The organism is Pelosinus fermentans DSM 17108 (genome assembly GCF_000271485.2).
Lineage (GTDB): Bacteria > Bacillota > Negativicutes > DSM-13327 > DSM-13327 > Pelosinus > Pelosinus fermentans.
Genome location: NZ_AKVN02000001.1, coordinates 1900202 through 1926276, shown reverse-complemented (window position 1 = coordinate 1926276; position 26075 = coordinate 1900202). Strand labels below are relative to the sequence as shown.

At 39.3% G+C, this 26075-nt stretch carries 29 protein-coding genes; 1 reads left to right on the top strand and 28 read right to left on the bottom strand.

Annotated elements, in window-relative coordinates; translation table 11 throughout:
• The first annotated feature begins 33 nt into the window (after positions 1-33).
• The gene (gene ku / locus FR7_RS08610; protein WP_017531493.1) at positions 34-852 is read left to right on the top strand and encodes a non-homologous end joining protein Ku; all 819 of its coding nucleotides are present in this window, start codon (positions 34-36) and stop codon (positions 850-852) included.
• A gap of 29 nt (positions 853-881) precedes the next feature.
• Here ku and FR7_RS08605 read toward each other — a convergent pair whose 3' ends face one another.
• The 28 genes from FR7_RS08605 to FR7_RS08470 all read right to left on the bottom strand — a co-directional run bounded on the left by FR7_RS08605 (position 882) and on the right by FR7_RS08470 (position 26045).
• Positions 882-1121, bottom strand: coding sequence for a hypothetical protein (locus FR7_RS08605; RefSeq protein ID WP_007930491.1), 240 nt, complete (start codon positions 1119-1121; stop codon positions 882-884).
• Positions 1122-1249: 128 nt separating this feature from the next.
• The gene (locus FR7_RS08600; RefSeq protein ID WP_007930493.1) at positions 1250-1975 is read right to left on the bottom strand and encodes a hypothetical protein; all 726 of its coding nucleotides are present in this window, start codon (positions 1973-1975) and stop codon (positions 1250-1252) included.
• Between the two features lie 95 nt (positions 1976-2070).
• Positions 2071-2634, bottom strand: coding sequence for a hypothetical protein (locus tag FR7_RS08595; protein WP_007930495.1), 564 nt, complete (start codon positions 2632-2634; stop codon positions 2071-2073).
• Positions 2635-2636: 2 nt separating this feature from the next.
• On the bottom strand, positions 2637-3164 hold the full coding sequence (locus tag FR7_RS08590; protein ID WP_007930497.1) for an N-acetylmuramoyl-L-alanine amidase family protein: 528 nt from the start codon (positions 3162-3164) through the stop codon (positions 2637-2639).
• A gap of 1 nt (position 3165) precedes the next feature.
• On the bottom strand, positions 3166-3585 hold the full coding sequence (locus FR7_RS08585; protein WP_007930499.1) for a phage holin family protein: 420 nt from the start codon (positions 3583-3585) through the stop codon (positions 3166-3168).
• A gap of 66 nt (positions 3586-3651) precedes the next feature.
• Complete coding sequence (locus tag FR7_RS08580; RefSeq protein WP_007930500.1) at positions 3652-4686, bottom strand: hypothetical protein; 1035 nt, start codon at positions 4684-4686, stop codon at positions 3652-3654.
• A gap of 2 nt (positions 4687-4688) precedes the next feature.
• On the bottom strand, positions 4689-8726 hold the full coding sequence (locus FR7_RS08575; protein WP_007930502.1) for a phage tail protein: 4038 nt from the start codon (positions 8724-8726) through the stop codon (positions 4689-4691).
• On the bottom strand, positions 8714-9076 hold the full coding sequence (locus tag FR7_RS08570; RefSeq protein ID WP_007930503.1) for a hypothetical protein: 363 nt from the start codon (positions 9074-9076) through the stop codon (positions 8714-8716). The genes FR7_RS08575 and FR7_RS08570 overlap by 13 nt, the downstream gene beginning before the upstream one ends.
• Positions 9073-9690 carry a baseplate hub domain-containing protein gene (locus tag FR7_RS08565; RefSeq protein WP_017531494.1) on the bottom strand — a complete coding sequence of 206 codons (618 nt, stop codon included), beginning with the start codon at positions 9688-9690 and terminating at the stop codon, positions 9073-9075. Before FR7_RS08565 ends, FR7_RS08570 begins: the two co-directional genes overlap by 4 nt.
• Complete coding sequence (locus FR7_RS08560; RefSeq protein WP_007930505.1) at positions 9683-10063, bottom strand: hypothetical protein; 381 nt, start codon at positions 10061-10063, stop codon at positions 9683-9685. Before FR7_RS08560 ends, FR7_RS08565 begins: the two co-directional genes overlap by 8 nt.
• Complete coding sequence (locus tag FR7_RS08555; RefSeq protein WP_007930506.1) at positions 10063-14076, bottom strand: phage tail tape measure protein; 4014 nt, start codon at positions 14074-14076, stop codon at positions 10063-10065. Before FR7_RS08555 ends, FR7_RS08560 begins: the two co-directional genes overlap by 1 nt.
• A 140-nt stretch (positions 14077-14216) precedes the next feature.
• Complete coding sequence (locus tag FR7_RS08550) at positions 14217-14660, bottom strand: hypothetical protein (RefSeq protein ID WP_007930507.1); 444 nt, start codon at positions 14658-14660, stop codon at positions 14217-14219.
• Positions 14661-14706: 46 nt separating this feature from the next.
• Positions 14707-15297 (bottom strand): major tail protein, encoded by a 591-nt coding sequence (locus FR7_RS08545; RefSeq protein ID WP_007930509.1) that lies wholly within the window; start codon positions 15295-15297, stop codon positions 14707-14709.
• Between the two features lie 16 nt (positions 15298-15313).
• Entirely contained in the window at positions 15314-15730 is a 417-nt protein-coding gene (locus FR7_RS08540; RefSeq protein WP_007930511.1) for a hypothetical protein, read from the bottom strand.
• On the bottom strand, positions 15731-16123 hold the full coding sequence (locus tag FR7_RS08535; RefSeq protein WP_007930513.1) for an HK97-gp10 family putative phage morphogenesis protein: 393 nt from the start codon (positions 16121-16123) through the stop codon (positions 15731-15733).
• On the bottom strand, positions 16123-16434 hold the full coding sequence (locus FR7_RS08530) for a head-tail adaptor protein (RefSeq protein ID WP_007930515.1): 312 nt from the start codon (positions 16432-16434) through the stop codon (positions 16123-16125). Before FR7_RS08530 ends, FR7_RS08535 begins: the two co-directional genes overlap by 1 nt.
• Positions 16421-16735, bottom strand: coding sequence for a hypothetical protein (locus tag FR7_RS23185; protein WP_237714760.1), 315 nt, complete (start codon positions 16733-16735; stop codon positions 16421-16423). Before FR7_RS23185 ends, FR7_RS08530 begins: the two co-directional genes overlap by 14 nt.
• Positions 16668-16892 (bottom strand): hypothetical protein, encoded by a 225-nt coding sequence (locus FR7_RS08525; RefSeq protein WP_007930519.1) that lies wholly within the window; start codon positions 16890-16892, stop codon positions 16668-16670. The genes FR7_RS23185 and FR7_RS08525 overlap by 68 nt, the downstream gene beginning before the upstream one ends.
• A gap of 52 nt (positions 16893-16944) precedes the next feature.
• Positions 16945-17940, bottom strand: a complete 996-nt coding sequence (locus FR7_RS08520; RefSeq protein WP_007930520.1) for a major capsid protein — start codon at positions 17938-17940, stop codon at positions 16945-16947.
• A 23-nt stretch (positions 17941-17963) separates the two neighbouring features.
• Positions 17964-18629, bottom strand: coding sequence for a phage scaffolding protein (locus tag FR7_RS08515; protein WP_007930521.1), 666 nt, complete (start codon positions 18627-18629; stop codon positions 17964-17966).
• Positions 18630-18760: 131 nt separating this feature from the next.
• A complete protein-coding gene (locus tag FR7_RS08510) occupies positions 18761-19024 on the bottom strand; it encodes a hypothetical protein (RefSeq protein ID WP_007930522.1) in 264 nt (87 codons plus the stop codon).
• A 69-nt stretch (positions 19025-19093) separates the two neighbouring features.
• Positions 19094-19939 carry a hypothetical protein gene (locus tag FR7_RS08505; RefSeq protein WP_007930523.1) on the bottom strand — a complete coding sequence of 282 codons (846 nt, stop codon included), beginning with the start codon at positions 19937-19939 and terminating at the stop codon, positions 19094-19096.
• Positions 19940-20012: 73 nt separating this feature from the next.
• Complete coding sequence (locus FR7_RS08500; protein WP_007930526.1) at positions 20013-21431, bottom strand: phage portal protein; 1419 nt, start codon at positions 21429-21431, stop codon at positions 20013-20015.
• A gap of 74 nt (positions 21432-21505) precedes the next feature.
• Positions 21506-22786: a PBSX family phage terminase large subunit gene (locus tag FR7_RS08495; RefSeq protein ID WP_007930538.1), complete on the bottom strand. Its 1281-nt coding sequence runs from the start codon at positions 22784-22786 to the stop codon at positions 21506-21508.
• Positions 22773-23669 carry a terminase small subunit gene (locus FR7_RS08490; protein ID WP_007930539.1) on the bottom strand — a complete coding sequence of 299 codons (897 nt, stop codon included), beginning with the start codon at positions 23667-23669 and terminating at the stop codon, positions 22773-22775. Before FR7_RS08490 ends, FR7_RS08495 begins: the two co-directional genes overlap by 14 nt.
• 66 nt (positions 23670-23735) lie before the next feature.
• A complete protein-coding gene (locus FR7_RS08485; protein ID WP_007930540.1) occupies positions 23736-24248 on the bottom strand; it encodes a hypothetical protein in 513 nt (170 codons plus the stop codon).
• Between the two features lie 540 nt (positions 24249-24788).
• Positions 24789-25211, bottom strand: coding sequence for a hypothetical protein (locus tag FR7_RS08475; RefSeq protein ID WP_007930541.1), 423 nt, complete (start codon positions 25209-25211; stop codon positions 24789-24791).
• 252 nt (positions 25212-25463) lie between these two features.
• On the bottom strand, positions 25464-26045 hold the full coding sequence (locus FR7_RS08470; protein WP_237769511.1) for a toll-Interleukin receptor: 582 nt from the start codon (positions 26043-26045) through the stop codon (positions 25464-25466).
• Between the last annotated feature and the right edge of the window lie 30 nt (positions 26046-26075).

The window sequence follows — 26075 nt, the reverse complement described above, 5'->3', positions numbered from 1 at the left end:
TGAACTAAATTATAAATAGAAAGTGGTGGGAACATGAAATCAATGTGGAAAGGTCTTTTGTCTTTTGGCTTGGTAAATGTCCCTGTAACAATGGTTAAGGCTACCCGTTCCAAAACTATTAGTTTTAACCAACTTCGAAAGAGTGACTATAGCAGGATACAATACAAAAAAGTTGCTAGTGATGGCGCGGAAGTTCCAGCAACTGAGATTTGTAAGGGTTATAAACTGTCAGAGGATAGATATGTAGTTATAAGTGATGCTGATTTGGAAGCAATCAGCCCCAAGGCAAGCAGAATCATAGAAATTAGTGATTTTGTTAAATTAGAGGAAATAGATACAAGATTTTATGATAATAGCTATTATTTAGTACCCGATCAAGGCGCATCTAAAGCCTACGCATTGTTATTAAGATCAATGTCTGAAGCTAATGTAGTCGGTATCGCTAAATTTGTCCTACGCAACAAGGAATATCTTGCAGCAATACGCCCTACTGATAATGTTATTACTTTATCTACGATGCTTTTCGCAGATGAAATTGTACAAACAAAAGAGATCGAAAATGATTTACCATCCAACGTGGAACTATCAGACAAAGAATTGAAAATGGCTCAGACACTGATTAATTCTTTAATAACTAAATTTGAGCCAGAAAAATATGAAAATGAATATCACAAGCAAGTAATGGCAATGATTGAAAACAAGGCAGAAAATGAAATGACTGTTTCAACACCTGTTGACACTTCACCATATTTTGTAGACCTTATGTCAGCACTAGAGGCAAGCATGGCAAGTATCAAAAAGAACGAATCTAAGAAGAAAGCACCTAGAAAACCAAAGTCAAAATCAGCATAAAAACTCCCTATAAATTTAGGGAGTTTTTCTTATTTGCGTTCCATGAACCACTTGCCTTCATCGTCAAACAAATAGACCTGCTTACCCATGATCTTACAGGTATAGCGTATGCCAACACCGCCGCCTTTAAGAGATGCAGCCTGGCGCACATCTATAAGGCGATCCACTTCAAAGACTCTGCCATCTTCCCATTTGATTGATAAGGGACGAACGTTGCCGTGTATGTCATGTTTAGTTATGACCTCAATAAACACCTTGTAATCACTCATATTCTCACCTCTATGCAGAACATATGTTTGGTTAGATTATATGATTTTGTGAGGCGAAAATCAAGTAGTAGATATTTACAATAATATCTACCCGCCAAAGGACACATATTCAAGTAATTAATTCGTAGCTACAAGCCTGCATTTATATCTCTACGCATTATCTCTACAACCTCATCAAGTATTACCTTGATATCTTCTTCTAACTTTCCTTTTTTATCATATATACTCAACGCATCTTGTCCTTGGAAATGCCCACTAATTTCGCTTCTAACAATAAAATAGTATTCGCTTAATTTTGATAATAAATTTTTTAGTGGATATAGTAACTCTTCCGAAAGATAAAGCCTAGTATCATGAAATGTATTCTTTGCTGCACCATATGCATCCCAAGCATTAAATTCTTCTTTTTTCCCAATTAACTCCTGCAATGCTCTCACTGCTTCTTGTCTATCTTCCCTCCATAAATTAACCATAATTGTTTCAGCACCATGAGACATTGCCATTTTTTCAAGCTGCCGTTCAAGGTCGATTTCATCCCAATCGAGGCATGATGGTAGGCTCTTAAGACTACTTCCATACTGAATATTTACCGATACAGCTTTAAGTATTTGATTATATAAAATTATATAGTTCTCGTGTTTCTTCGTTATAAAGTAGTTGTAATTTGATATTTTCTTTTGGTATTCATGTGTTTTTTCTTGGCTTATTAATGATAAGTCCTGTCTATACTTTTCTATTTTTTTACTATACGATAAGCTGATTCGTCCTTTTATCCATTCCGGTCCAATAATTTTAAGAGCCTCGAATAATAAATTAACAATAATACTTATTACAATTATATAAATAAAATCCATATTACCACTCCTTTATGATACACTTTCTAATTATATTTTATTTATCCTGCAGAAAAAAGCCGTCCACCTAATTAAAGGTAGACGGCTCTTAAATATTATCGTGTGAGCAAATATCCCCCTGCAGCAGTACCAAGTATCCATCCGATACGTTCCTTCTGCCGGGAGGATTTTTCTTTTTTCATTTCTTCTGCGTTTATTTTAGCTTGCTTTTCCAATTCTTGATTAGCAATTAATCTTGCTTGAGCATTTGCCATGTCGGTTACATCAATTTTCGTAGTAGAAGATGTAGAAAATCTAAGCTCTCCATTATCTCCTATTTTAACGTCAGGCTGTCCTGATACATTGGGAACCTCAACTTCTTGACCGTTTACTATAGCAATAACCTTTCCTTGTCGCTCTACAAATTGCAAGATAGCCCCCTCTTGGCTTGGCGCTTGTACTGCTACCTCTCTAATCGTTTCTGTTTTGGTATTTATCACTTGCGGTGGCAATGTGACAATTGTTTGCGTATTGACGTTCTGCGCTTGATCAATAATGTTCTGCTTCCACTGCTGATATTCTTGCCTGCCCCAAAACAAAAGGACTAGTACAACGACTAGCCCCAAGAAATATTTCCAGTTATTTGCGATAAACGACTTGCTTCCATCTAGATTAATCATTTTTATAAACCTCCCACATAATCGGTAATGCCCCTAGCTATTGCAGCGGCGAATTGATCACGCTTGCCTTCGTTGATTAATAGAGCTTCATCCTCTGCATTAGAAATAAAGGCTGTTTCCACCAGCACCGCCGGACAATCGGTATATTTTGTTACATATAGATTGTTAGTCTTTAACCCGCGGTCTACAGTACCCAAACTATTTATTATCTGATTCTGAATACATTGTGCTAGTTTCCCGCCCTTAACGCTGCCGGAACTATAAAAGGTTTCTGTTCCTTTTGCCCCTGTGTTAGTGGCAGCATTGCAATGTACGGATACAAAGAGGTCTGCACCAAAACTATTAGATGCATCTGTTATCTGATAGAGTTCGTTTTCCTGCACTTCTAGGACGTTGTATCCTACCGCACGAAGAAAACACGCTGTACGTTTCATAATGTCCTTTGCGACAATTGCCTCTTGTAATCCACTTGCCCCAACTGCACCGCTGTCTAGTCCTGGGCAATGGCCTCCATTAATTACTATTTTCATATTATTTTATCCCCCTCTCGTCCCTCAATTGAATCAACTTACTACGCAAAATCGCTGGGATATATTGCCCCCAGCCGATACGGTCAAAGTTCTCAAAAATGCTAATACCCTCCATTGCTCCATAGCCAAATATCATCATGGTCCTAAACATGTGATTCAACCCCATAGCGTTATCTAGCAGATTTGCAAGAGCTACCATGACAAGAATAAAAACCTTCCGTTTCAAGCCGTTAAAGCTAACTTGACTACTAACTGAGTGGTTTACCCATCCTGCATAAATGCCAGTTAGGTAATCCAGGCAAATCAATGTCAATAAAGATGAAATAGGGAGGTCAACGCCCCCGACAAGAAAAGAAAAAGCACCGCCAATTGCGCTGCATGTTACTAGTGTATTAAATTCTGTTTTTATGTAATTTAACAAATTTGCACCCCCAAAAAATATTATAAAAATAGAGCCTCTTGGCTCCTACTAACACTAAAATATTTTTTAAGCAATACGCATGATATATGCTAAAGCAAAATAGGGCGGTCTGTTTTCATGACCAACTCCATTACCAGCATTTTGCACACTTACCCCAACATTATGTCCGTGCGCCCCTGACACGCTTGTATTAATTGCTACGTAGCCAGTATCACGCGGTGTATTGCTTACCCTTGCACCACTAGAACCCTCGGAAGGAGTTCGCATTGTGTCTATAGAGTGAGCATGTGCTCCTTGTGAATCCGTCCATGCAGTTGCAGCATGAGCATGCACAGGGCCTTCGGATGGTGTTAGGGCATGTGTAGCTTCACCGCCTGTTGCACCTACTCCATAACTATCACCTGCACAAACAAGAAACCTATTGCGTAGATCTGGCGTGCCATTAGTGCCATTGCATAAACTCCAACCCGTTGGTATAGAAGTAATTGAACCGCTCCACATTGCAATTAAGCCTATTGGTATAGGTACTGACCAAGTAGCGTCTGCACGCAAAAATTTAGTTGTACTACCATCACATATAGGGGCAAGGCCCGCACTTGTTGTACTAACAACATTATACGTTGTATCAGTTGATGCAATTGTTAGCCTATCGTTTAGTGCATCTGGCGACAATGTTACATTTTCACCTGCGACCAGTTCTAGCGTATCCGTTTTGCTATCCGCTTGGATCGTTGTACTACCCACAAGCACATTACTAAACGCCATTTGGTTGACTTCCGCATTTGTTGCAATGCCAGCAAGTTTGTTATTTTGTGCAGCGGTCATGAAACCGTCAGAACTCGCGGTTACAGTATTGTGTGTGTGTACTTTCGGCGCAAAGTCACTCGGTGTTTTCCCACTAAGCATAGCGGCGTTTAAGTTCTCGCATTCCGTTCCATTGTTTACAGGGATTTGTCCATTTCCATTCCCTGGCCCCAACCCCTTTAGTAATGCAGCGTCAACTATTTGGTCTTCTTTTAAACCCTTGAAGTTATTTCGTAACTCTGTAGGAGCCTCGGATAAGAATCCTGTATCCTCTGGTTTTGTTGCATCATATGCCATTATTAATACCCCCTTGCTCGCCAGTCCATAGTTCCACCTACATCCTGGTTGCCTAAATTTAATATCCTTGCATTAAAGCCTGTCTTGTCACGATTTGTAATTTCTACATGTACCCCCTCACCAATTGCATAAGGAGTTACCACTGGTATGATATAAAAATCAGTGTTATAGGTGATTCTAATTCCACCTACGGGGACTCCTATGGTTCCTGCTTTTTCAATGTCTGGTAAATCAATCATTACGTCAAAACGGTTAACCTCTGGTGTTTTAGCAGGATTGGAAGTAGACAAGATGACCCTTAATTCAATATACCTAAATACAAATTTTGCAGGTAGAAAGTCTTTCCATACGCTCCAATCTGCATTATCTTTGCTGGTGCGCATTTGCAGAGTTGCAGACGTTTCACCTCGGAATTTTACAGTAGAGAGGAATTTCACCGCAATATTAGCCGTTATTAGTCTGCCTACATCTATTTGCTCACACATATAACTTCCAGTTGCAGGGTAATTTCCACTTGTATCTTTTTCGAGTCTTAATACTTGTCTGCCGCCGACTTCCTCAAATTTTGTTGTCGGGTAGTCTGACCATTGCCCACCGATAGTTTGCCAATTAATATCACTGACACCAAATTCAGTATCGGCATGTGTACCGCTTTGCATGACAATTTCATCGAAGGATTGGATTACGTTTTTAGGGGGTAAGTCCACTACGGTAAGTTGATAATCAATTGGCGTGACAGAAAAGCGATTTGAGCGATTAATTGCCTTAATCCAATAATGATAAATGCCGTCAAAATCAACTTTATATTTGTAACTGTTACCTGTTATATTCGTGGCAATTAATTGCCCATAATCAAATGTCCATCCTTCGCGTATTTCGTAGCCGACCACATCATTTTCATGCGCTCTATCCCAGTACAGTTCCACATACTCACCGTTTTGTTGCACAATAAAGTTTTCAACGTCTTGCGGTTCCATAAGAGCGTATAGACTTCCAGATGCTTCGTCTGAGTAAAATCCTGCGGTGCTGAGAGCCTTAATCAGTATTTTTACATTACCACCGTCTGTGGGACGGAATTGATATTTTCTCTCTTTGGTCTGTGTTAGTTTTGTAGCATCTTCCCAAGTCCACCCATATCGCACGTCATAGTAGGCAAAGTCTAACTCAGATATACCTGTCCATTCAACATTAATCAAAGACCTATCATTTATATCCTGGGAAACAATTATGTTTGTCACAGGGGCAGGGTTTAAATCATAGACTGCAACTATGTTTGCAGGGTACTGGCTGTATTTACCTGCACGACTAACTGCTTTAATCCAATAGCTATATTCACGCTCTTGATTAATTCTAACATTGTATTCCAGCCCTGTAATACCTGTAGCTACTAACATTCCATCATCCCAACTTACACCTTCTCGAATCTCAAAAAATGCGAGATCAGCATACAGAGCATTGTCCCACTTTAAATGTAATAGGCTGTGATCACTCATGTCCTGGGATATTGTAAATCCTGTAACATCTCCTGGCTCAATTGTGATAGGAATAGATATATTGGCAGCATTTGATTCATATCCTGCTACTGTTCTAGCTTTTGCCGTGATTTCATAGGTGCCGCTTTCAGGAATTACACAAGTGTATATGGTCTCTTTTGTAAAAAACGATTGCGAACCACAAGTAATAATATATCCTGTAATATCCTGACCAGCAGAAGCAACCCAGGATATATTGAGTTTACTGCGATCACTGTTATCTTGTATTGCTTTCAAATTTGTAGGAGTGTCAGGGCGTAAGATAATTTGCAATTGCTTTTCTGCTGGTATGTCGGATGGATTACCACTATTATCAATTGCAACTACGCTAAAGGTATGTATTCTGCTACTTGTGGCAGTGTAGGTATATTTTGTAGCGGTGATTGGAGTTGGTGTCAAAACTGTACCTTCTGAAAGCTGATACCCTCGCAAGTCAATGTCATTTACGGCAGACCATTCTAGGTTCACCTTTGTCCTATCCGCTGGATCAATAATAGCCGTTATACTTGCTACGTTAGATGGTGGTTGATCTTTGCCTGTAATGTAAATGGGATCAGAAACCTCACCATCAGAAACAATCCCCATCCTATTTGCAATTTTAATTCTAATACTATAACTCATGCCAGTTTTTACGTTGTCTACAATAAAAGTACCGTCGGAATTTATTTTTCCATAACTAAACCAAGTCTTCCCACTATCAGTACTATATTCTAGCCTTGCCTCGCTAAAATTTCCGAAATCAGGCAATACACATGTGCCAGTTATATAAGATATAATAGTCCCGTCTGCTTGGCGATAATAAACTTGTGCAAGCTGTATATCTGTTACGTCAGGTGGTGCAGCAGTTGGATTCGCCAGTTTGGTTATATTTATTACAGGTGCAACACTCCCCATTGTATCACCGTATAAATTGGGGTTATATTCCTGCATAACCATTGTAATCTTGTTTTCCTGCGGTTCTGTCATTTGCATAATGCGGTAACGTTTGTAAGCAAGTCCTGGTTCTGTTACCTCGGTTATCGGATTCCAGATACCCACCACGTCACCAATGCTGCGGTTTAACGCCCTTTTATTCGTCGTGTACTGTATCCATTCGGGGCAGGTCTGTGCTTTATTCAAATGAAACCATGACAATTGACTAGCTTGCGGAAAATTATTAATTCCGTAAACAGATATTTTTTTAGTTAACGGTGTTTTGTTACGGAATTGGCTTGTTTCTCCTGCTAACTGCACTCTGTCAGCTTGTGCGACGACTTTTGTGTATTCATACTCGGGATCAACATACTCAATCTGCAGACGCTCAATGTCCTCTTCGTTGTCCTGCCACCATGTTTCTATTGCTTCGTCTGGCCCTACTGTAAATACTTGACTTACTGATTCGGGCTTGTCTACAAGAATACCGTGTAATCCTCGCTGATACGTTGGGTAGGATCGGCATACACTAAATATCTCGGTTAACCAATCTTGGCGACTCTTTTTTTCGTCAAGGATTAAATTTAATGTAAAACGCTTCCGTCCATTAACTACGTGATCAAAATAAGGTGCAGCCGTAAGATATGACTGTATATCAATGCTACTCATATCCATGCCACAACCGTCTACACTGGTTTTAAAGTCCAACTCGCACCAAGCGGGGTTATCTGTCCATTGCTCAGTGTAAGTAGTTGGAGAGCTATATACTTTTACTATGCGCCCCTCGACTATTGCCGTAACATTAAAATCACCTGATAATTTTTCGCTTGCCTTGGCGGTTATGGCTAGATATGCATCATATTTTAAGCCGCCTACTAGCTTTGCTTTTTCCTCTTGTGTTGCACCAGTTACACGGCTATCAATCCACTGCTCCCCATCCCCTAAATATGCAGTGTATGAGCATCCAGGCAACATGACTTTATGTGATATATATGGAGTGTCGTAACAAGGTACGCCTTTTGCAATTGCAATTAGATTCTTATTCGTTTTTGGGATTTGGTCAGAACCTATATTCCCTACGGTTGTAGATGCAATCCACCCCTCTGACGCATGATTATTAATGGAATCTACTATGTTCTGTATTGTTATACTGGCTTGCGTATCAAGAGCGAACGAACTACCACTGCTTTGACAATAAATTCCTGAATCCCATCCAGGGACATGACCTACCTTAACGGCAGCATCGGGATAAAGAGTGTTCTGAATCGAAATTAGTGTTATGTCGCCAATAGGGATGTCATTTAATCTAACATCTGAAAAGCCTTTAATCTTGCCAACACCAAAAGAAACAATCTTATGTTGTTTTTCTCCTGGCGGACTAGCCCATATCATGTTTCCAGCGCATTTTACCTTGCCATATATAAGAGGTACTACTAAACCTGAATTCGTTTGGGTTTGCAGTACGCCAAAAGAGTACGTAGGGCTATTACTTTTGTTTTTTGGGCCAAAAATCTTATTGGTGATAGTGCTAATCGCAACGCTAACTACTGTCTTAACTATAAATTTCCAGGCCGCTGCACCTATTACATCTGGCATCTAAACACCCCCTCTATTCGACTATAAATGCCAAGTCGTGATTTTTGCAAGCTTGTTTCCACCATGCAGTCAATTACTTCATCGTTTCCGATATAAACGGCAGGATGGACTAAACCAAAAGGCAACCTAATTAGTAATAGGTCGCCTTCTTTTATGTCTTCCAATTCGATTTTTTGCAGATGTTTTTTAAACATATCTCTCATATACTCGCCTAAATTGTCGGGCCAGTCAAAGCGTGGTAAGTGAGGGTACAGTAAATAAATAGGCAACAAACACCCCAACGCCTTACCATTACTATCTAACTGCTCGTAGGGTTTGCCAACCTGTTTTATCAATTCTTCTATCGTCATGACCTTATCACCATTTGATTCGGTGTGCTTGGATGGCCTCCAAATCTCGTTATGTTTCCACGCTCCGTACATGCTGAAACTGTACCGTCACATGTAGGCAGAGAACTAGTACTGCGACACCTATTATCTGCCCCTTTATAGATAAATTGACAAGTTGGACCATAATCCATGTTAGGCCCTTCCTGACTAAAATCTACGGTGTCACGTTCCACCACGCAACTAAACTCCGCAATAGTGGTTTTAAGGCTATTTAATATGCCTTCAAACAACCACACAGGGCCTTCCTCTAAATGGTCAAGATAAACCTCTTGGATAACACATTTTTTGTATTTTAACGTTGTGCCATTGTTAGCGATATAAGCGGCCCATTGCTGCCAGCGGTTTGACATAGTAAGGGATACTTGCTCTTTATCGCCCTCAACTGTGGTTTTTATCTCGCCTCTTTTTATCTCGACAGAAATATAAGTATTCCCTTCGAAAGCTAAGTCTTGATTGTCATTAGCTACAAACCTAAAAATAACACCATTTGCGGCGTAGATGGTTAATAGCATGCGAGGCATGATCTCCGCTGACTTCGTAACCGCCTCTAATTCGGGACTCATTTGTTTACTCACTTGACATCACCTGCACAATCGGCACTGTAAAGGTCTTGTACCCTAAACTATCAATTTTAAAGTCTAGCTTATCTGTATCAAAACGTACTATATACCATTGATCATTACCGCCAAGCTTTCTTCCATTAGAGTCTAGTTTTTTCCATTGCCAATTAAAAGCCCTAAACCTACCCTTTTGAGCAACAAAAAAAGACCTCATTTCCTCGAAGGTCTTAGGGGTTTTCTCAAAGTCCAATGTCCAATAATTGCGCTCATTCGTTCTTAAACACGCTCTTTGTTCGTGTGCTGTATATTCACTGTCAATCTCGGTCTTAAACTCAATAGCCGAATTGTGAGCGCGATTGTATTTAATTGCAAATGTGTCCATTGCCATTATTTAACTGCCCCCTTTATTGCGCCTCTCCAAGTTGATTCTGTCTTTATTGAATTAAGGATATCCGCTTTTAATGAAGCATTTTGCGCTTTTGCGAGTCTCATATTTTCAGTTGGATCGAGGGATTGAAAGTTTTGTGTTATTGATACGTTAATTGCTTGTGTTCCTCCGGCATATGCAGATCCGCCAGAATTGCCGTTTGCAACCATGCTTAAGTCAGGTATAATAGTACCGTTTCGATCAGGCACAAATAATTCAGGCCTTCTTTCGCCTACAAGATATGTTTTTCCAGCTTGTACAGAGCCACCGCCTTCTCTTGCCCCATCTATGCTGAATCCAAAATTAGGGTCTAACTTAGTACCATTGCTTAAGGTAAACGCATCTGTTTTACCACTGCCGCCAAATATACCACCTAATATGCCGCCTAAAAATGAGGTTTGACTTCCTGCATTATTTACCTTCCAAATATTATTGATAGCCTCAGTCGCCATGTCATACCATGCATTTTTCCAAAAGTCTTTAAATGTTGTAGTTTGCCGCATCATGCCATCAAACATAGTAGCCATATTTTGCCGTATAACTCTTGTTTTATCGCCTAAAGTATCAACCTGATTGGTTAATTGTCCAATAGTGACAAGTTGTTGTTTATAGGCAGGATTATCTTTGCCTAATGTATCCTCAATTTCCTTTAAGCGAATTTTAGCTATTCGTAAATTATTTATGGCAGTCATTAGCTCTATAGCATCTGCCTGTTCTTTTGTGTAGTCGTTTCCTAACCCAAGTAAAGCATTCTCTTTATTGAGGTTATTATCCTGAACAGCCTTATCATAGAGAGCCTTTTGATCTGCAAGCTGCTTTTTTAATTCCTCAGTTGCCGCTTGGCTGGCTTGCTTTGATAGCTCGGCAGACTTAACTTTTAGGCGACTGGCTGCATCGTCCAACGCAAGCACATCTTTATTCGCCTCCATGAAATCCTTATGCTGCTCCTTGAAAGATTCTTTCTGTTCCTTGGTCATATCTTTCCAAGTTGTTTTTCTTTCGTCAAGATCGGCTTTTAATTCGGCGTTTTCATCAATAATATCTTGCGCTTGACTTTCAAAATCACCAGCCATATCCATGTATTCCATAGAGATGCTTAGAAGCTCACTGACACGCTTTTTAGTGAGTTCTTGACGTTGGCTAACTATGTCATTACTAACGCCTAAAACGCTTTCCTTAGTATTGAGTAAATCTAAGGCCATAGCGTATTTATCCGCACTTATTTTGTCTTCGTCAAATCTACCATTTACATCGTGCTTGAGATTGTCGCGGAATTGCTTTTCAACCTTATCATCAGGCTCTTTCATGTTTGCACCAGGAATAGCCTTTTCTTTCTTGGTCTTTCCTGCCTTATCTTCAACTATACCACCCATGCCATCGGAATTTTTAGCAACGAAATCTGAACGGATTTTTGCAGATAGTAACTCTTGATCATTGGCATTTCTCAGTGCTTGGCTTGCCCCTATATAGTCGCTGTATGTTGATGTCCTTTGCTGAGTATATTGATTAGCTTTGTTCCTGTATTCCTGGGCTGCTGCTAGTTTGGCGGCTTTCTGTTCAGGAGTTTTTTCGACTGACACGCCAGCGTATACATCTACATCGTTTGCATCTTGTTCCTGATAATCAGCGATTTTATTATAAACACCAGCCATGAAATTAAGATAACCTAAATACGCTCTTTCGAGGATACCTAACATTTTAATCTCGTTTTCCATATTGGTTATTTTGGCATTGGCCCATTCTTTATTATTCTTTGCATCGGCTCTTAAGTTCTCACCATCTTGAAGCAAAGCCCTTGCCAGTTCTGCACTATGTAATTCCTTGGCTTTCAAGTTTCTATCAATAACATCACGATTTATTTTTCCATTCTCTACTACATTTTCGGAATTTTGAGTATTGGCATCATTATTTTTATAAAGTTCATCAGTGATAACGGATTCAAGATAAGCCAAATCTTTTTTAATCTTCTGGCCCTTCTCGCTAGTTTCATCAACATTTTTAAGGGCCTCGGCTTGCTTATCGTAAGCGTCTGACACAGATAGGATAAACTCCTTCTCCTGCTTAATGCTTTCGACTTTGCGGTTTAATGTTTCAATGCGATTCGCTTCTGCATCGGCTTGTTTTTGCACCGCATTATTAGTCTCGCCTATGCTCTCGGAATAAGCGTACATTGCACCACCAGCAAGGATTAATAAAGGTACGATATTCCCCATTACTGCCGCGCCTATCGCTTGCGCTCTTGCAAGGTTGGTCGTAGCTGCTGTAGCTGCTATTTTTGCCCCGGTATTAACTTCTGTAGCTACTGTTTCCGCTGTGGTTACGACTGTTTTTGCAGCAGTAGCGGCGGCGATTGATTTTATTGCAGTATATAGGCTAGTAGTCAATCTATATAAGGCATATAACTCGATTGTCCATTTAGCCGTATTTCCTGCGGCCTGATACATATTTGAGCTTATGCTAGTTAATCCAGTCAAAAAGTTATTAAACGATTGAATTTGCTCTTTAATATATGTTGCTAGTCCTGCATTTGCAGCACCACCGACTAAAGAATCAAATAACGTTTTGGTAGTTGTCATTTTTCTTGCGATAGTATCAAGCTGAATAGCTACCTGTTCATTAGTAAAACCACTTGAATCTACTGCGTTTTTCCACATCTTAACTATCTCTTGATAGTCGGTTAAAATTGCCGTTACCTTCGACACTTGGAATTTACCACCACTTAAAGCAAGTTCTAACTTTGATGTGTCTTTCTCGGTTGTTTGAATAGCAAGGGACAGGTCTAGAATTACGTCCTGCATTGACCGAAAAGACTTTTTGCCGTCTGCGCTTACGTTGTACATAGACACGCCAAATTTTTCAATTTCCTTAATCGCCTTATCAGATGTGATAGAAACAAAAAGAGATTTTAAGGATTGACCTATTTCAGCCCCAGACCTTGCGGTATTACGAACGCCAGTAGCTACAAGAGCATTGAAAAACTCGAAGCTTACACCTGCTTGGTGCGCTGTAGTACCCGCCCTTTCTGTGGCCTGTGTTAAATCGTTGGCAGATGCAGCACCAGTATGAGCGACCTTTGTATAAACGTCTAAAATACGATTGCTATTATTCATAATATCGTTAGTATGTTCAGACCTCATACCAAACTGAGCCATAGCCGATTCAATACCTTTTACAGACTCAGCAAGAGGGAAGTTATCGGCAGTTGCCATTTTAGCGGATTGAGATACAAGAATATTTACTGCATCAACTTCTTTGTACATGCGTCCCCATGAACGTCCCGCCTCAATTACTTCTAAACTAGCCTCGCCATACTTACCAGCAATATTCGCAAAATCAAGTAATTGCTGATTAGCTGCGGCTTGATCATGTTCAATACCAGGAATAACCTGTTTGACTCCTGCCATAGCCTGTTCTAGTTCTTTAATCCTAGTGACTGTTTCCATCGGCAAAGCAAATGCAGTTACCAAGGCCCCGCCAGTCATAAACCAAGTTAAATGACTTCGCATCATTTCGAATAGTTTATTATTAGAATTTAATGCATTGCCTAAATTGCCATGTTCTTGAGTCAGTCGCCTTGTTCCTGCTGCACCGTCTGTCAAAGCCGCGCTGAGCTTATTATTCGCACCTATAACATTATTAACGTCTCTAACTAATGCATCACTACCACTACCCTTTGCAACATCACTCATTAATTGATTGCTGCGCTTTGATACTTGTTCCTGTGCTACGATAACCCTGTTTAGCCTAGCAACTGTTTGATCTGAAAGATTGTCTTGAGAGGCGAATATATTATTTTTGAAGCTATTGCCTTGAGTATTTAATTTTTGCTGCGCGGTCATTACCTGCTCAATCTTGGCAACTAAATTACCACTAACAACATTGGCCTTTTCATTCACCGTATTAAATTTATTTATAAAGTCGCTTATATCGGCCCTAACAGGGGCTATAATCCCGCCAACTTCCGTATCTGCCACATTTTCACCCCCTTGTCATTAAAAGTCTACAATATCGTCATACTCTGTTTTAGCACCGTTCATTTCGCTATTGCTAATTGATAACGCCATTAATTCGCGTTCAGTACTATTTAAATACTCTTCCTTACTCAGTCCACACTCTATTCGATAGTAGGCATATTCGGCGGCATAATCTCTTCTTGATCCATCTTTTTTTTTGACCCATTTACAGCAGACATTACTTCCATTTTCTCAAGTTGTTCAGGTGTTGATTTCGATAGTTGGTAAGCTAAAATTATATGGTCCATATAAACAGGGAAAAAGCATGGCTGCATTGCATCGACCAAAGTTTCTTTATTAAACTGGTTCGTATGTATTAGTCCTGCGTGCAGCAAATTGATTAAATCAGTGGTTTTCATCATTCCAAATGCACTATTTAAAGCATTCAAGATTAATTCAGGAGAAGTTATTTCCTTCCCATCTTGTATTTTGTCGGGGTAATCAAATTCAAGTTGCCGCATCGAACGAGTATTAAAAATTACTTCATATTCTTTGCCGTTTAATATAACTTTCGGCATATCGGGAAACAATTCTGTGAGCTTCATAAAGCCTCCTTACAAAGAAAAGGCAGGTGTTACCCCGCCCATATTATTATGCATAAGTAATTGCGCCATCAGCAAAGGTAAGTCTTCGGTATGGGTGGGCCACGCCGCCGATCGTTCCGTCACAAGCAAAAGCAGTGCCTTTGAAAGAGCAGGTTGCAAAACCTTCCCCTACGAAGTCATAACTTAGACTACCTTGTACTTTAAATATCTCAACACCTACATTTTTTACGCCTTTAGCAGTACTTCCCCGCTTAGTGTCGCATTGAATCATAAAATAAGAACCAACCGAATCACTAGATTCAATTACTTGGTTCAATTCTGGGGTAACAGGGCCAGTCCCAGCGGCTGTATGAACAATTGCAGCCTCTCCACCGATCATTACTAATGCATCCATTGGAATTTCTTCGTTTTCCCAAGAAACATCAAGACTATCAAAGGTTGTTTCTTTGTCTCTTAGACGTTCATCCCCTCGGGATTCGACCTCTTTAGTTTTCTTAGACATTTTAAGGGATTTAATCCCAGGAATGCTAATACCAGTTGTTTCCCAAGTCGGTAAAGCTCCTTCGGCATCTGTTAACATTTTAAATATTTTTAGGTTCTTTACCCCGAATACGCCGCTAGATTTTGCTAATGCCATTTTTTTCACGCTCCTATTATTTAATTCGGTATCTCAGTACCTTGTGAAATACCTTTGTATCTGTTTCATATAAATCTAAATCGCCCTCACGAGTAACAATGTATTCCAGTGTGTTTATTGCCTCGTCAATCGCTTCTAATGCATCCTCAGTGGCGGTCATGGTAGTTGCAAATACATCTATACTATACAATTCATCAAAGTTACTGAGTTTGCCATCAGCAATCCCGCGAGTTCCACTAACACGATAAAAGCCTACACATGGATAAACCGCCGTTGAAGGAGGCCAACCAGTAAATATTTGTTTTATCCCTTTTGCATCTGAAGCCACAATATCAATCAATGCTTTCTCTATGTCGGGATTGTCGTTGATTTCTCTCAACTGTTCTTTAGTTAGCTTTAGCGCATTGAATATATCAATTTTTACTTGTTTCATTTAAATCACCTTTATAGCTAATTTGCCCCTTGCAATAGCCGCCTCGATGGTATCATGCAGATTCTTCTTGTTAGCCTCAATTGCAGGACTCATATAAGGATATGGCGCGCTTTTTACCGTCCCGAACTCAACCCAATAGGCGTAAAACATAGAATCCTTTACTGCCCCTTCAATAATAGTCCCAATTATTTTTACTGGCACTGGCTGAATGGCATTTTCAAGGTTATACGTCCGGTTCGTGAAAGCATGGTTAACTTTTGCATGATTAGCAACGTCAACGCATACCGTCGCTACCCCTGCTGCTACACCTGTAATTACCGCATTTTTATAGATATTGATGTTTTTCAAAAGGTCATTCATGCCGATGGATTGGGGTGTAATAAGTTGGGCCATTAAAACACCTTTTCTAAAATAGCGGTTCTGTGTGTGTCCCAATCTTCTACATGGCCCACTAAATAACCATTGTATAGCCCCTGAATAACTCGCGTGTTACTCTTAACAGCATCAGCAGTAAAAAGCTCATGAGTGCTCTTGTCGGTTACGCCCATCTTGCCGCGTGACTGATTGCCACGCAAAGGCCATATTTCAGCATTTACTAAGCCTGTAGTTTCCCAGACTTCCACCAACTCGCCCATTTCATTTTGAGAGGCATTCATTGTTTGCACTGTTCCAGGCTTGGCCTCTCTAAATCTAATTGCGCACACAACCAACCACCCCCACAGTCATATATTGCCTTCTCAGCTTGAATAAATCTGCCTTGGTATAACTTACCCCGCCACGGCTAAAAGATTGGTCAACGACTGTGATTGCGCTACATAAAGCATCGTAAATCGACTTGCGAATGTTATATGTAGCGGTTGGAATGTAATCGTCTGGTAGTGGATCGGGAGGCGTGTCTTCAACCTTGTAATCATTGAGAAAATCAATTAATTCCTCATTACTTAGTGCCTCGCTTAGAAGTTTGCACTGTCTTTTCATCTTCGACAGTGCCTGTTCCTGTGTCATTAGTCACCGCCTCCTGCTGCTCTTCTTGCAGTTGTTTTTCTTGCTCCTGTTCCTCCTGCTGCTCTTCTTGCAGTTGTTGAGGCTCTTTTACCTGTTCTTGCTCTTTCGCAAGTCTCTCTAACTCACGCCTACGGCGAATAAAACCTGTCGCGCTCATATTTTCACTTCCTTTGATGAAATAGAGGGCAGGTTTAACGCTGCCCTGTTAATTAGATTTTGTGCACAAACTTAACTATTTTGATTGCCTTGTTTTCATATTTCCTATTCCAATTTGTGGCGGTTTCTAATTCAGCATTTGTCGGAGAAGAACCAGCAACGGAATTGCTAGTAAATGCCACACCGCGAGGATGAAGGATAAAATGTTTACGATTGATTAAAATATCTTCACCCGCCAAGCTATCGCGGTCAGTTTCAGTAGGAACAGGTGGATGTCCATTGCCCAAACCAATAGCCCCCTGACCAAATAGGTAAGTAGTATACACGCCAGCAGCGACAGGGCAACCATCATCAACAATAATACGTTTGTCCATGTAGGATTTCATGGTGACTTCACCATCACTATTTCGAACAGTAGTAATAAGGTTTTGCTTGGCAAGTGCCGCCTCTACATTAGAATGCATAGCTATACCAGTTAATTGCTGTTTAGCATCGCCCAAGGTTTGAAAGGCATCAATTACAGTAGTGCCGCCAATCAATTCAGCCCCACCAGTTAAAGCGGAAATATCTTTTACGTTCCCAGACATGCTTGAAGAAGCAAAAACACCTTTCAACATGGAAATTAAGGTTGCTTGCATTCTCCTTGCCCAATAAACGGCTACTAAATCGCCGATAGCTTTCATAGGGTCGGCACCAGACAATGCCTTTGCTAAGTCGTTAACAGACCACGCTTTACCACGCATTAGAATAACCGCCACATCTTGATCGGCATTAATTTTGCTAGGAGTTAGCGCCCCTGTGTCGCTTAACACCTCGTCTGCGCCTGTTAAATCGTTGAAATACGGCATATTGACCGTTTTCCCGCCGCCAGCAACTAATGCATCCAAAGCGGCTTCATTTGTGATAATTCCACTTTGAACTAATGCTGATAATTCCATTGCCCTCTGTATTACATATGGATTGAACACTTCGGGGATAATAATATCCGCAATTTTAGTACTATGTCTTTGTAAGTCGAACGTAAAGTTTACGCCTTTATTTGTAATCATTAATTAAATCACTCTCCATTTTATTATTTTACTCCTGCGGCAACTTTCATTGTTTCAGCCATTGCAGGGTTTTCAGTAAAGATTTTTCCTTGTTGGGTTAAATTGAATGTCTCTTTTGCCCAAGGGTTAGGCTGATTACTAGGTTGGTGCGGTGGATTCCCGCCCATTCCAGGAGCAGCACCAGGAACAGCAAATAAATAAGGCTTTGACGTTTGCAATGCTGCTAATTGCTCGTCAAGCCCTTTAATAGTACCGTCTGTATTAAGTTCCAGTTTGGTTTTATCAACGAATGCCAGAACGTCCCCAGGATCATTGGCCTTAAGCTTCATTGCTGCAAGCTTGATTTCACTAGCCAAGGTAGCGTCTTTATGCTTGCCCTGCCATCCTGTAACTTCGTCCTGCAACGCCTGAATTTGTGCAGTTAGTACCTCATTCCCTTTAGCTTCTTTTTTCAATGTCTCAAGTTGCTGCAAATACGTTTCATTATCCGTTTTATAGGTATTTCGTTGTGTAATTACCTCATTTAAACGGCTTTTAGGCACATACTCAGGCTCTTTCGTATTATCTACAATCAAGCTATAACCTAACTCTTTTAACTTCGCTGTTACGCCATCAATAACAGTGTCGACACCAGTTATATCTTTAAACGCATCAGCATGTTTTGTCTGAATATCTTTAAAATCTGCCATGTTTCTTTCCTCCTACTCATTTTACGGCATGAGTGCCTAATTCCTAACAGTTTAACGACTTATTAGTTTGGTCATGAAGTTATGATGAATACTATTGAAGGTGTTTATTAAGCACCTTGACCACCTCCTTCTCACTCTGGTGTGATGTAATTTGCATCGATGAATCTTTTCATTAAATCAACATTTAAATGTCCTATCAACGTTGCAGTCTCTGCAAAATTAATATTACTCCAACCTGTGATTACTTCGCCATTAGATCGAAAGCCAGCTACAAGCATCCCTTTTATCTCTCCATTTTCGGCAAGTTCTAATAATTCTTTCAACCTATCAACTGTCGTTTTACTTGTCAGTGGCACTACATTATTTCCGGCTAATTTAAGCGGCTTTTCTTGCATTCTATGGTCGCTCCTTTCATTCTCAATGTTCGATAACCTTGGTTTATTGGACGTTGAGAAAAGTTATTTTTAAGCATTTTTCAAGGCATATTCAGTCCTTGCCCTTTGAATAAATGTAATAGCATCCTCGGTAATTTGTTCAATTCCACATGAACAATTACTATGATAAGGCGGCATATTAGCCAATACCCACAAATCAATATCGCGCCCACCAAAATATGATTTAAAATACTCTTTATAGCTATCTCCCCCATGCTCATAACATATAGGGCATTTAGGGCTTATCTTGCCAAACATGCCCCTAACAATACGAATGCCCATGACGAAAGTCGCTTGTATGCTTATTTCAGCTTGTGTAGCCTGATAAACCATATTAGTAGTATGTGCGGCTAATCTAAAGGCTGCTTTCCCCTCTAATCCCTCAATTACAAAATGTTCTCTTAGTATTCGTGATATGTTTGCAGCACTATTGCCCTCGCTAATACCCTGCTTAATGGTTCGCTCGGTAAATTCTTTTACCTTGGCACTTAGTCGTTTTATACGATCGTCCACGTTTAAAGCATCGGGCCATACCTTATTCCAAACAGAATCAATTACTTTTGCATCCAGACCGCCGCCAAATTCGGCAGTTATTTTCCCTAGAATAAAAACTTGCTCGGCTGCTGCTACTTCTTGAGCAGAAAGAAGACGTTGAACCTCGGCTTTATATGCCTTAAATTCAACGCCCTTAAGCTTTTTTGCTGATTCAGTCGCCTTTACTGTTCCTTCGCGGATTAGCTTTGTGTAATCATTTTTAAGAGTAAGAATCGCTTTGTTTAGATCAAGCATCTTGGAAGTTGTAAAATCGCCATCCAGTAGAATTTTGTCCACCGTAGCCAGGAACTGCACGATAATTGCCTTGCTATCAGCGTCCATTGATTTCAGGAATGCTTGATATTCGGCATGGGCTAGTAATAATTCATCATTTTCAGCTATATTATCAGCCCCTTTATGTTACATTTGCGAAACTATCGCCTAGAGTATCGGCAGTAGCTAACTCCGTCTCTGCTGCTATCTCAGCATTTATATTGTCAATTTCCTCTTCCGTGTAACCCTCCAGCCTCTGCCACTCAGCAGCGGAAATGACTTTATTTTGTTTCTTGACTTGCCTTTCTTGAGCTATTGTTAATTTATCTGCTGGGCTAGTCTGAGTAAGTTCTTTCCAGATAGTTTCCGTTTTCTCTATCTTGGCTATTTCTTTATGATGTATACCCATAGTCATTAGAATTTTATTAATATCCTCATAACTATTGCCAAACGATATCTGCATTTCTTGCACTTTATCAATAAGAGGCTGTTCAACTTTCTGCAAGGCAAACCCACTAGAAGCGGAACCTGCACTATCCTGTAATATATTTCTAGGTGTGCGGGTTACTTCCGCTAATAGGTCGATCAGTTTATCAATTGACTCCAATATGCCTTTCGGGTCTGCCGCTTCTAAATCTCCAACTTTTGATTCTTCCGGCAATAACCAAACATCACCAGGATTGCTCTGTACTGTGCGTTTGCCTGTTTTTTCATCAATTTCGAAACTATCTTCATCAGCACCGCTTATGTACCGCTGTTTAAAGGCTTGGAAGTCAGATGTACGCATTAAGTCAATTATGAGTTTATTAATGCCATCCTGCAAAGTAAATGCGTCTTCTAGCTCAGTTGTTCCAAATGGGCAATCATCTTCACGATTTTTAAAATGAACAATCGGAATAATGCCATATGGATTTTTAAGTATTGGTTCGAATCCGTCTTGATTATATCCTTGCCATTGCAGCATGGCATAGCCGCCTAATGACAACGCCCCCATATAGTGACTTACAGTAGCCACGTAACGCTCTATCCTGTCGTGATAAAAGATATCTTTCCTCGCCATTGGAAGGCCGTCAAGATCAAAGGTAAGCCATTGTTTTTTTACCCATGCCAAACTCTCGTCATCGTCTGACTGATACATAGGAAATACAATGTCGGGCCTCAGAAACTTTATTTCATATCCTATAGGCTTATCTGTACCATGAATAAATTTAGGCCACACTTGAGCGAATGAATCACCCTTTTTAACTGCATTACGATGGAATTTTATTGACTTTGCATCCATTCGGTTATTATCCCATATATCAGTAAGGAACTTGTTAACTACTTTATCCTCACATTTGATACCTTCGACTTTCAAACGACTTACAGGGGCCTCAATAATAGGCTTGCAGTAGTTGGCCTTAATATTATATTCAGTCTCAATAATCTTCTTGTACTTTTCAGGAACTTTTAGAGGTTGATTGCCTTCATAATAGTCCTGGCACTTATCATAATGATTAAGCCTTGCCTGTTCATTTATCATGATGATTGACATTAAGGATAATTGTGTTTTATCTTGCATAAATTCACCTCTTTTCGTGACTAAATATACATTATCTCAATGTTCGATAATGTAACGTTATCGTATCTTTGAGACTAGCAAACTTGAATTTTTCCTGTATTTCTATTCGTATAAAGACCGTATCTTTCCGAATCACTAGCATGGTCATTCTGCTTAATTGGTTTATCTTCACCTTTGTCCTGGGCTTTTTCATCCCATATATAAGCCGACTTTTCCCTAATGGTATTAGTACATGATTTATGGATGAAGTATTTTAACTCAGATAACAAGGTTGCAACATAGCGTATGCCATCAATTACAGCATTATGGGCCTTCTTCACGCTAAAACCATCTTTCTTGAGTTGAGCAATAAAGCTGGCTGCGCTCGGATCAACAATGATCGGTATCTTTCGATTACCTATAATATCTTTGCAGTCTTCAAGAAATTTCTTCAAGTCCGCTGAATACTCGGCATCGGTTTTTTGCTTACCCACCTTGCGACTGTCATAATAATACTCACGCAATGTGTAATATTCTTTACCTCGCCTTGCCTGTAATAAAAATACTGTGGCATTGCCTGTACCATAGTCAGACGATACCCAAAATTGATCAAATGCTTTCGGGATTATCTCTATAACATGCTTTGATTCTTCGAACATATCATAAATCGCACCAGCAGCCATAACCCACAAGCCAAGAATATAACGCTTGTAGAAAACTCCTGAATACATGCGTTTATAACGATCTTTCGTTGCTACATCAAGACTTAAGTTATCATCCATAGTGAAATGTAAACAGATAGCCTTTTTGTCGTCTGCCTTCTCTATGTAATCAGTCTTAAACCAATGATAAGGCCCTGCGGGATTGCAGTTAAACCACAATTTTGATCCTTTAACTGAGCAACGTGCAGTTGCTTGATTAACGAATGACTCAGGCATAAGGGCCACTTCATCAAACAGCATCCCCGCCAAAGTGATACCCTGAATTAAGTCTTGAGAGCGTTCATCCTTGCCACCAAATATATAGAAATAATTCGTCTTGCCGCCCTTGCTTATCTCAACCATGTTGTCGGAACGATGGTCTTTAACGCGATACTTAAGAGCCTTTAACATTCTCTTAAGCGGGGCTAGTACGTTTCTTCGGAATGAACCTATTGTCTTTCCAGCCATCCCGATATTTTCACCGTTGAAACTTTCCATTGACCATTGCACATAAGACAATGACATAGATATTGTCTTTCCAGACCTTACCGAACCATCGGCAATTATCATGTCATAATGGCGTACAGGTGAATTAGGCAACCACCATGTCATTACTTGTAGTTGTTTGGTCGAAAAGGGTTCAAAATTAAAAGGCGTAACCTTATTTCTTTTCATCAGGCCACACCTCAGATACCTTGCCACTTAAGGCATTTATAAAGTTATCATCGTTGTTTTCCTCTTGTTCATCGTCACCTACCTTAGTTCTGGCAATCTCAAGTTTCTGCCGTTCAATATCAATCTTTTCCTCAGCTAACTTACGCTGAAATTTATCAGGCAGTAGATCAAAGTATATTTCCAATTTTTCAAGGGCCTTCATTTTATCAGCAAGTTTAATGCTAACACCATCCCTGCCCTGCTTAACCTCTGCTATTACACTAGTATCGACTAGGCTATGTTCGTTAAGATCAACATAATTAACCATTTGTGTCATTTCTTCACCAGTCTCAGGATCAGTTACAGGGCCGAACATGCCAATTATAGGTACTTCCTTTTTCCCGAAAGTTACATAGTCGCCAATATCGGCAAAGGCAATATTAATATACTGTTGTAAAACATCAAGTGCGCTAATATGTATTTCCTGAATAAGAAGGGTTTTAAGTCTAGCTACTTCTTTTTCTACCCTCTCAGTTTTCAATAATCTGGAACCCTGCACCGTTGCGCTGCTTTTGTTGGCGGTATATCCAGACTTTAACGAGGCTTGGGTAGCATTCCAACATCTAACATAGTAATAACAAAATAGTTGCTCTTTATCGGTCAATTCCTCAGAAGGTTCCTGCACCTCTTTTTCTTGTGTGCACACATTTTTATTTTTGTGTGCGGTGTGTGCGGTTTTCCTAAGCGTTTTATCACGCTCCCATTTATACCTAACTTTCCATGATTTCACGGTATCAATTGACACTTTGTATTTATCGGCAATCTCTCTATATTTCATGCCTAATATATAATCCCTTTGCGCTAACTCATGAGACTGAGCCACACCACCACCTCGATTTTTCATCACATTTATTCCAAATAATTACATGTCAATATACGATAATTCATTCTTATTGGACGTTGAGAAAAGTTATTTTTTATACTTTTTTACCTGCGCTTGCATTACAAAATCAGTAATAACCCACTCAGGCAAAATGCTTTTTAATTCATCTTGAAAATGTATAAATAACTCTAAGCTTAACCGCTGCCCCGTACTCATGAAGTAAGCAGGATTTACATAGTAAAAGTCATTAATCTTTTTTATAACTCTGAATTTAATCATATTACGAATAAAAGCCATCCCTCTTTTTGGGGATAGCCCGATAATGTCGCAAAGTTCAGCAGCATTATAGCTTACTATTTCGCGGCGTTTTCTATATCCAAGTATGTTAGTCTTGCCCACCATTAACTTTGATAGGCGTGTCATTTTGCCGATATCATTATCACTCATGCCGACAGGAAAGCTTATTTCATCAAATAGCCTAGCTCCTAATTTATGACTTGGGAAACGGTATCCCTCTTCTGTCATTGCTTCTGTAAAATGTTCAATGCTACGATTTATCGGCACACCATCATTATTAATATATCTTGTTTCTTTATACAATTTATCACCTCACAATTAGGGACGTTTTTGTTCCTTTTTGAAACTCAAAAGAACCGTTTTTGTTCCAAAAAAACAAGCTCAAACTATTGGTTTTGCTGGAAAGTCAATACATTGACTAAGTATAATTACGTATCAACGTACACCACACAGGCAAAATTATTAACATTTGCGAAGGTTGCTTGTCTTTCATTTTTTACATACATAATCATTTAAATGCCCTCACCCTACCACTAGGCTGCCGATTATAACCATGCACCAATGCAGTCTTATTATTAACACTATGTATCTTGCACCCATACTTCCCATAATGCACACAAATATCACACTCGCTCAAAAACTGAGACATTGAAACATCTTGCTTTTGCGCAAACTCTTCACACGCTTTCACATCACTTTCACCCCTTTCATTAATTTAAGCCCATAAAAACAGCAACTACCAACCGCAAAGAGTCAACGGTTTTAAAGGTAGTTGCTATTTTTAGAGGCTTAAAATTAGGCATAAAGAAAACCGCCTTATTAGGACGGTTTAATGTTTTTAGCTTATAATTTACTAATAAGATTAATATATTTACCATAATTAATATTATCAGTTATAGTGGGCGGCGTTAAAGACACGCTTTTTTCTTTATCGAATTTAAGAACTACCGAATTATATCGTACGTCTTTACTGTAAAAATTGTCTTCCGTTGAAGTTTCAATATTCTTGTGAATTTCTAATAGATTCACTAGTTTAAATTTATTAATAGTGATATTACTCATCCTAAAATTTCCTACAATTAATTCATCATCAGTAAGAAAATAGGCTGTTCCATAATTCTTATCCATATCATATGGGTTTTGTTTAAGCTGCTGAATATAAAACTCAAATTTTTTATTACTAATTTCATCTGCTACTAATGATAGTCTGCTATTCACCCAACTAGGTAAATCACTAAAAGTTAATAATTCATCAATAAAGCTCATTTCAACACTCCCTTTTACCAATTATGTACACACTTCGATAAAAGGCAAATTAATCCTTTATGAAAGGCATAAAGAAAGACCGTCCAACAATTGAACGGTCTATAAATTACTATTAAATTGGCTTAAAATACGTTTTGGGTCACGAAGCCATTTTTAGAATAACATGCTTTTGTCAAATCTGTCAACACATATTTACCAATAAAGATACTTTTTCCCTAAAGAAAATATATATAACTAATTTGTTTTGCGATTTCATTTTTCAAAACACTTGACTAATGAATCTATATACGAATCAGGGATATTATGATTTTTAAACATATCCTTTATCTCTTCCGGACTGCGTTTATCGTGCAATAGCTGCGTAATCATTTGTTCGAAATGTGAGGCCTGATTCTTCTCTAATTGCTTCTTTAAATAGTAAGACCGATTATTATTTGCCTGAATTTCCTGATAGTTATCCTTTTCAACATTTTCAATACGTCTTACGCGTTTATCTAATCCTCTCATAATAGACAACATCTCGGTTAATACCTCATCATTTGTTCTTTTTACTATTTTGACTTCTTCTACTGAGGATTTTATTATTTTATCTAATTCGCATTCAAGTTGAGGCCAATAAGTTTCAAACACCTTCGTTAATATTGGATCGGCTAACCCCTTGTCCCCTAAAGAATTATTTAACATTTTTACTAATTTTCTAACATCATCTTTATTCGGAAGTGTAGCGTTAAATTGAGCTAATGGGCTTTCTATATCAGTAGGATTTAAATCAATTAGGAACGTACATACTTTTGCTGTATTTAACCCTTTCGCAAGAGCTCCTGCCTCGAACAAAATCCATGGTTTATCTTTATTTGATTCTGT

Excerpts from the sequence above, each read along its gene's own strand:
- ku (WP_017531493.1), top strand. The coding sequence starts at position 34 with ATGAAATCAATGTGGAAAGGTCTTTTGTCTTTTGGCTTGGTAAATGTC.
- FR7_RS08605 (WP_007930491.1), bottom strand. The coding sequence starts at position 1,121 with ATGAGTGATTACAAGGTGTTTATTGAGGTCATAACTAAACATGACATA.
- FR7_RS08600 (WP_007930493.1), bottom strand. The coding sequence starts at position 1,975 with ATGGATTTTATTTATATAATTGTAATAAGTATTATTGTTAATTTATTA.
- FR7_RS08595 (WP_007930495.1), bottom strand. The coding sequence starts at position 2,634 with ATGATTAATCTAGATGGAAGCAAGTCGTTTATCGCAAATAACTGGAAA.
- FR7_RS08590 (WP_007930497.1), bottom strand. The coding sequence starts at position 3,164 with ATGAAAATAGTAATTAATGGAGGCCATTGCCCAGGACTAGACAGCGGT.
- FR7_RS08580 (WP_007930500.1), bottom strand. The coding sequence starts at position 4,686 with ATGGCATATGATGCAACAAAACCAGAGGATACAGGATTCTTATCCGAG.
- FR7_RS08575 (WP_007930502.1), bottom strand. The coding sequence starts at position 8,726 with ATGCCAGATGTAATAGGTGCAGCGGCCTGGAAATTTATAGTTAAGACA.
- FR7_RS08570 (WP_007930503.1), bottom strand. The coding sequence starts at position 9,076 with ATGACGATAGAAGAATTGATAAAACAGGTTGGCAAACCCTACGAGCAG.
- FR7_RS08560 (WP_007930505.1), bottom strand. The coding sequence starts at position 10,063 with ATGGCAATGGACACATTTGCAATTAAATACAATCGCGCTCACAATTCG.
- FR7_RS08550 (WP_007930507.1), bottom strand. The coding sequence starts at position 14,660 with ATGAAGCTCACAGAATTGTTTCCCGATATGCCGAAAGTTATATTAAAC.
- FR7_RS08545 (WP_007930509.1), bottom strand. The coding sequence starts at position 15,297 with ATGGCATTAGCAAAATCTAGCGGCGTATTCGGGGTAAAGAACCTAAAA.
- FR7_RS08540 (WP_007930511.1), bottom strand. The coding sequence starts at position 15,730 with ATGAAACAAGTAAAAATTGATATATTCAATGCGCTAAAGCTAACTAAA.
- FR7_RS08535 (WP_007930513.1), bottom strand. The coding sequence starts at position 16,123 with ATGGCCCAACTTATTACACCCCAATCCATCGGCATGAATGACCTTTTG.
- FR7_RS23185 (WP_237714760.1), bottom strand. The coding sequence starts at position 16,735 with ATGACACAGGAACAGGCACTGTCGAAGATGAAAAGACAGTGCAAACTT.
- FR7_RS08525 (WP_007930519.1), bottom strand. The coding sequence starts at position 16,892 with ATGAGCGCGACAGGTTTTATTCGCCGTAGGCGTGAGTTAGAGAGACTT.
- FR7_RS08520 (WP_007930520.1), bottom strand. The coding sequence starts at position 17,940 with ATGATTACAAATAAAGGCGTAAACTTTACGTTCGACTTACAAAGACAT.
- FR7_RS08515 (WP_007930521.1), bottom strand. The coding sequence starts at position 18,629 with ATGGCAGATTTTAAAGATATTCAGACAAAACATGCTGATGCGTTTAAA.
- FR7_RS08510 (WP_007930522.1), bottom strand. The coding sequence starts at position 19,024 with ATGCAAGAAAAGCCGCTTAAATTAGCCGGAAATAATGTAGTGCCACTG.
- FR7_RS08505 (WP_007930523.1), bottom strand. The coding sequence starts at position 19,939 with ATGGACGCTGATAGCAAGGCAATTATCGTGCAGTTCCTGGCTACGGTG.
- FR7_RS08500 (WP_007930526.1), bottom strand. The coding sequence starts at position 21,431 with ATGCAAGATAAAACACAATTATCCTTAATGTCAATCATCATGATAAAT.
- FR7_RS08495 (WP_007930538.1), bottom strand. The coding sequence starts at position 22,786 with ATGAAAAGAAATAAGGTTACGCCTTTTAATTTTGAACCCTTTTCGACC.
- FR7_RS08490 (WP_007930539.1), bottom strand. The coding sequence starts at position 23,669 with ATGAAAAATCGAGGTGGTGGTGTGGCTCAGTCTCATGAGTTAGCGCAA.
- FR7_RS08475 (WP_007930541.1), bottom strand. The coding sequence starts at position 25,211 with ATGAGCTTTATTGATGAATTATTAACTTTTAGTGATTTACCTAGTTGG.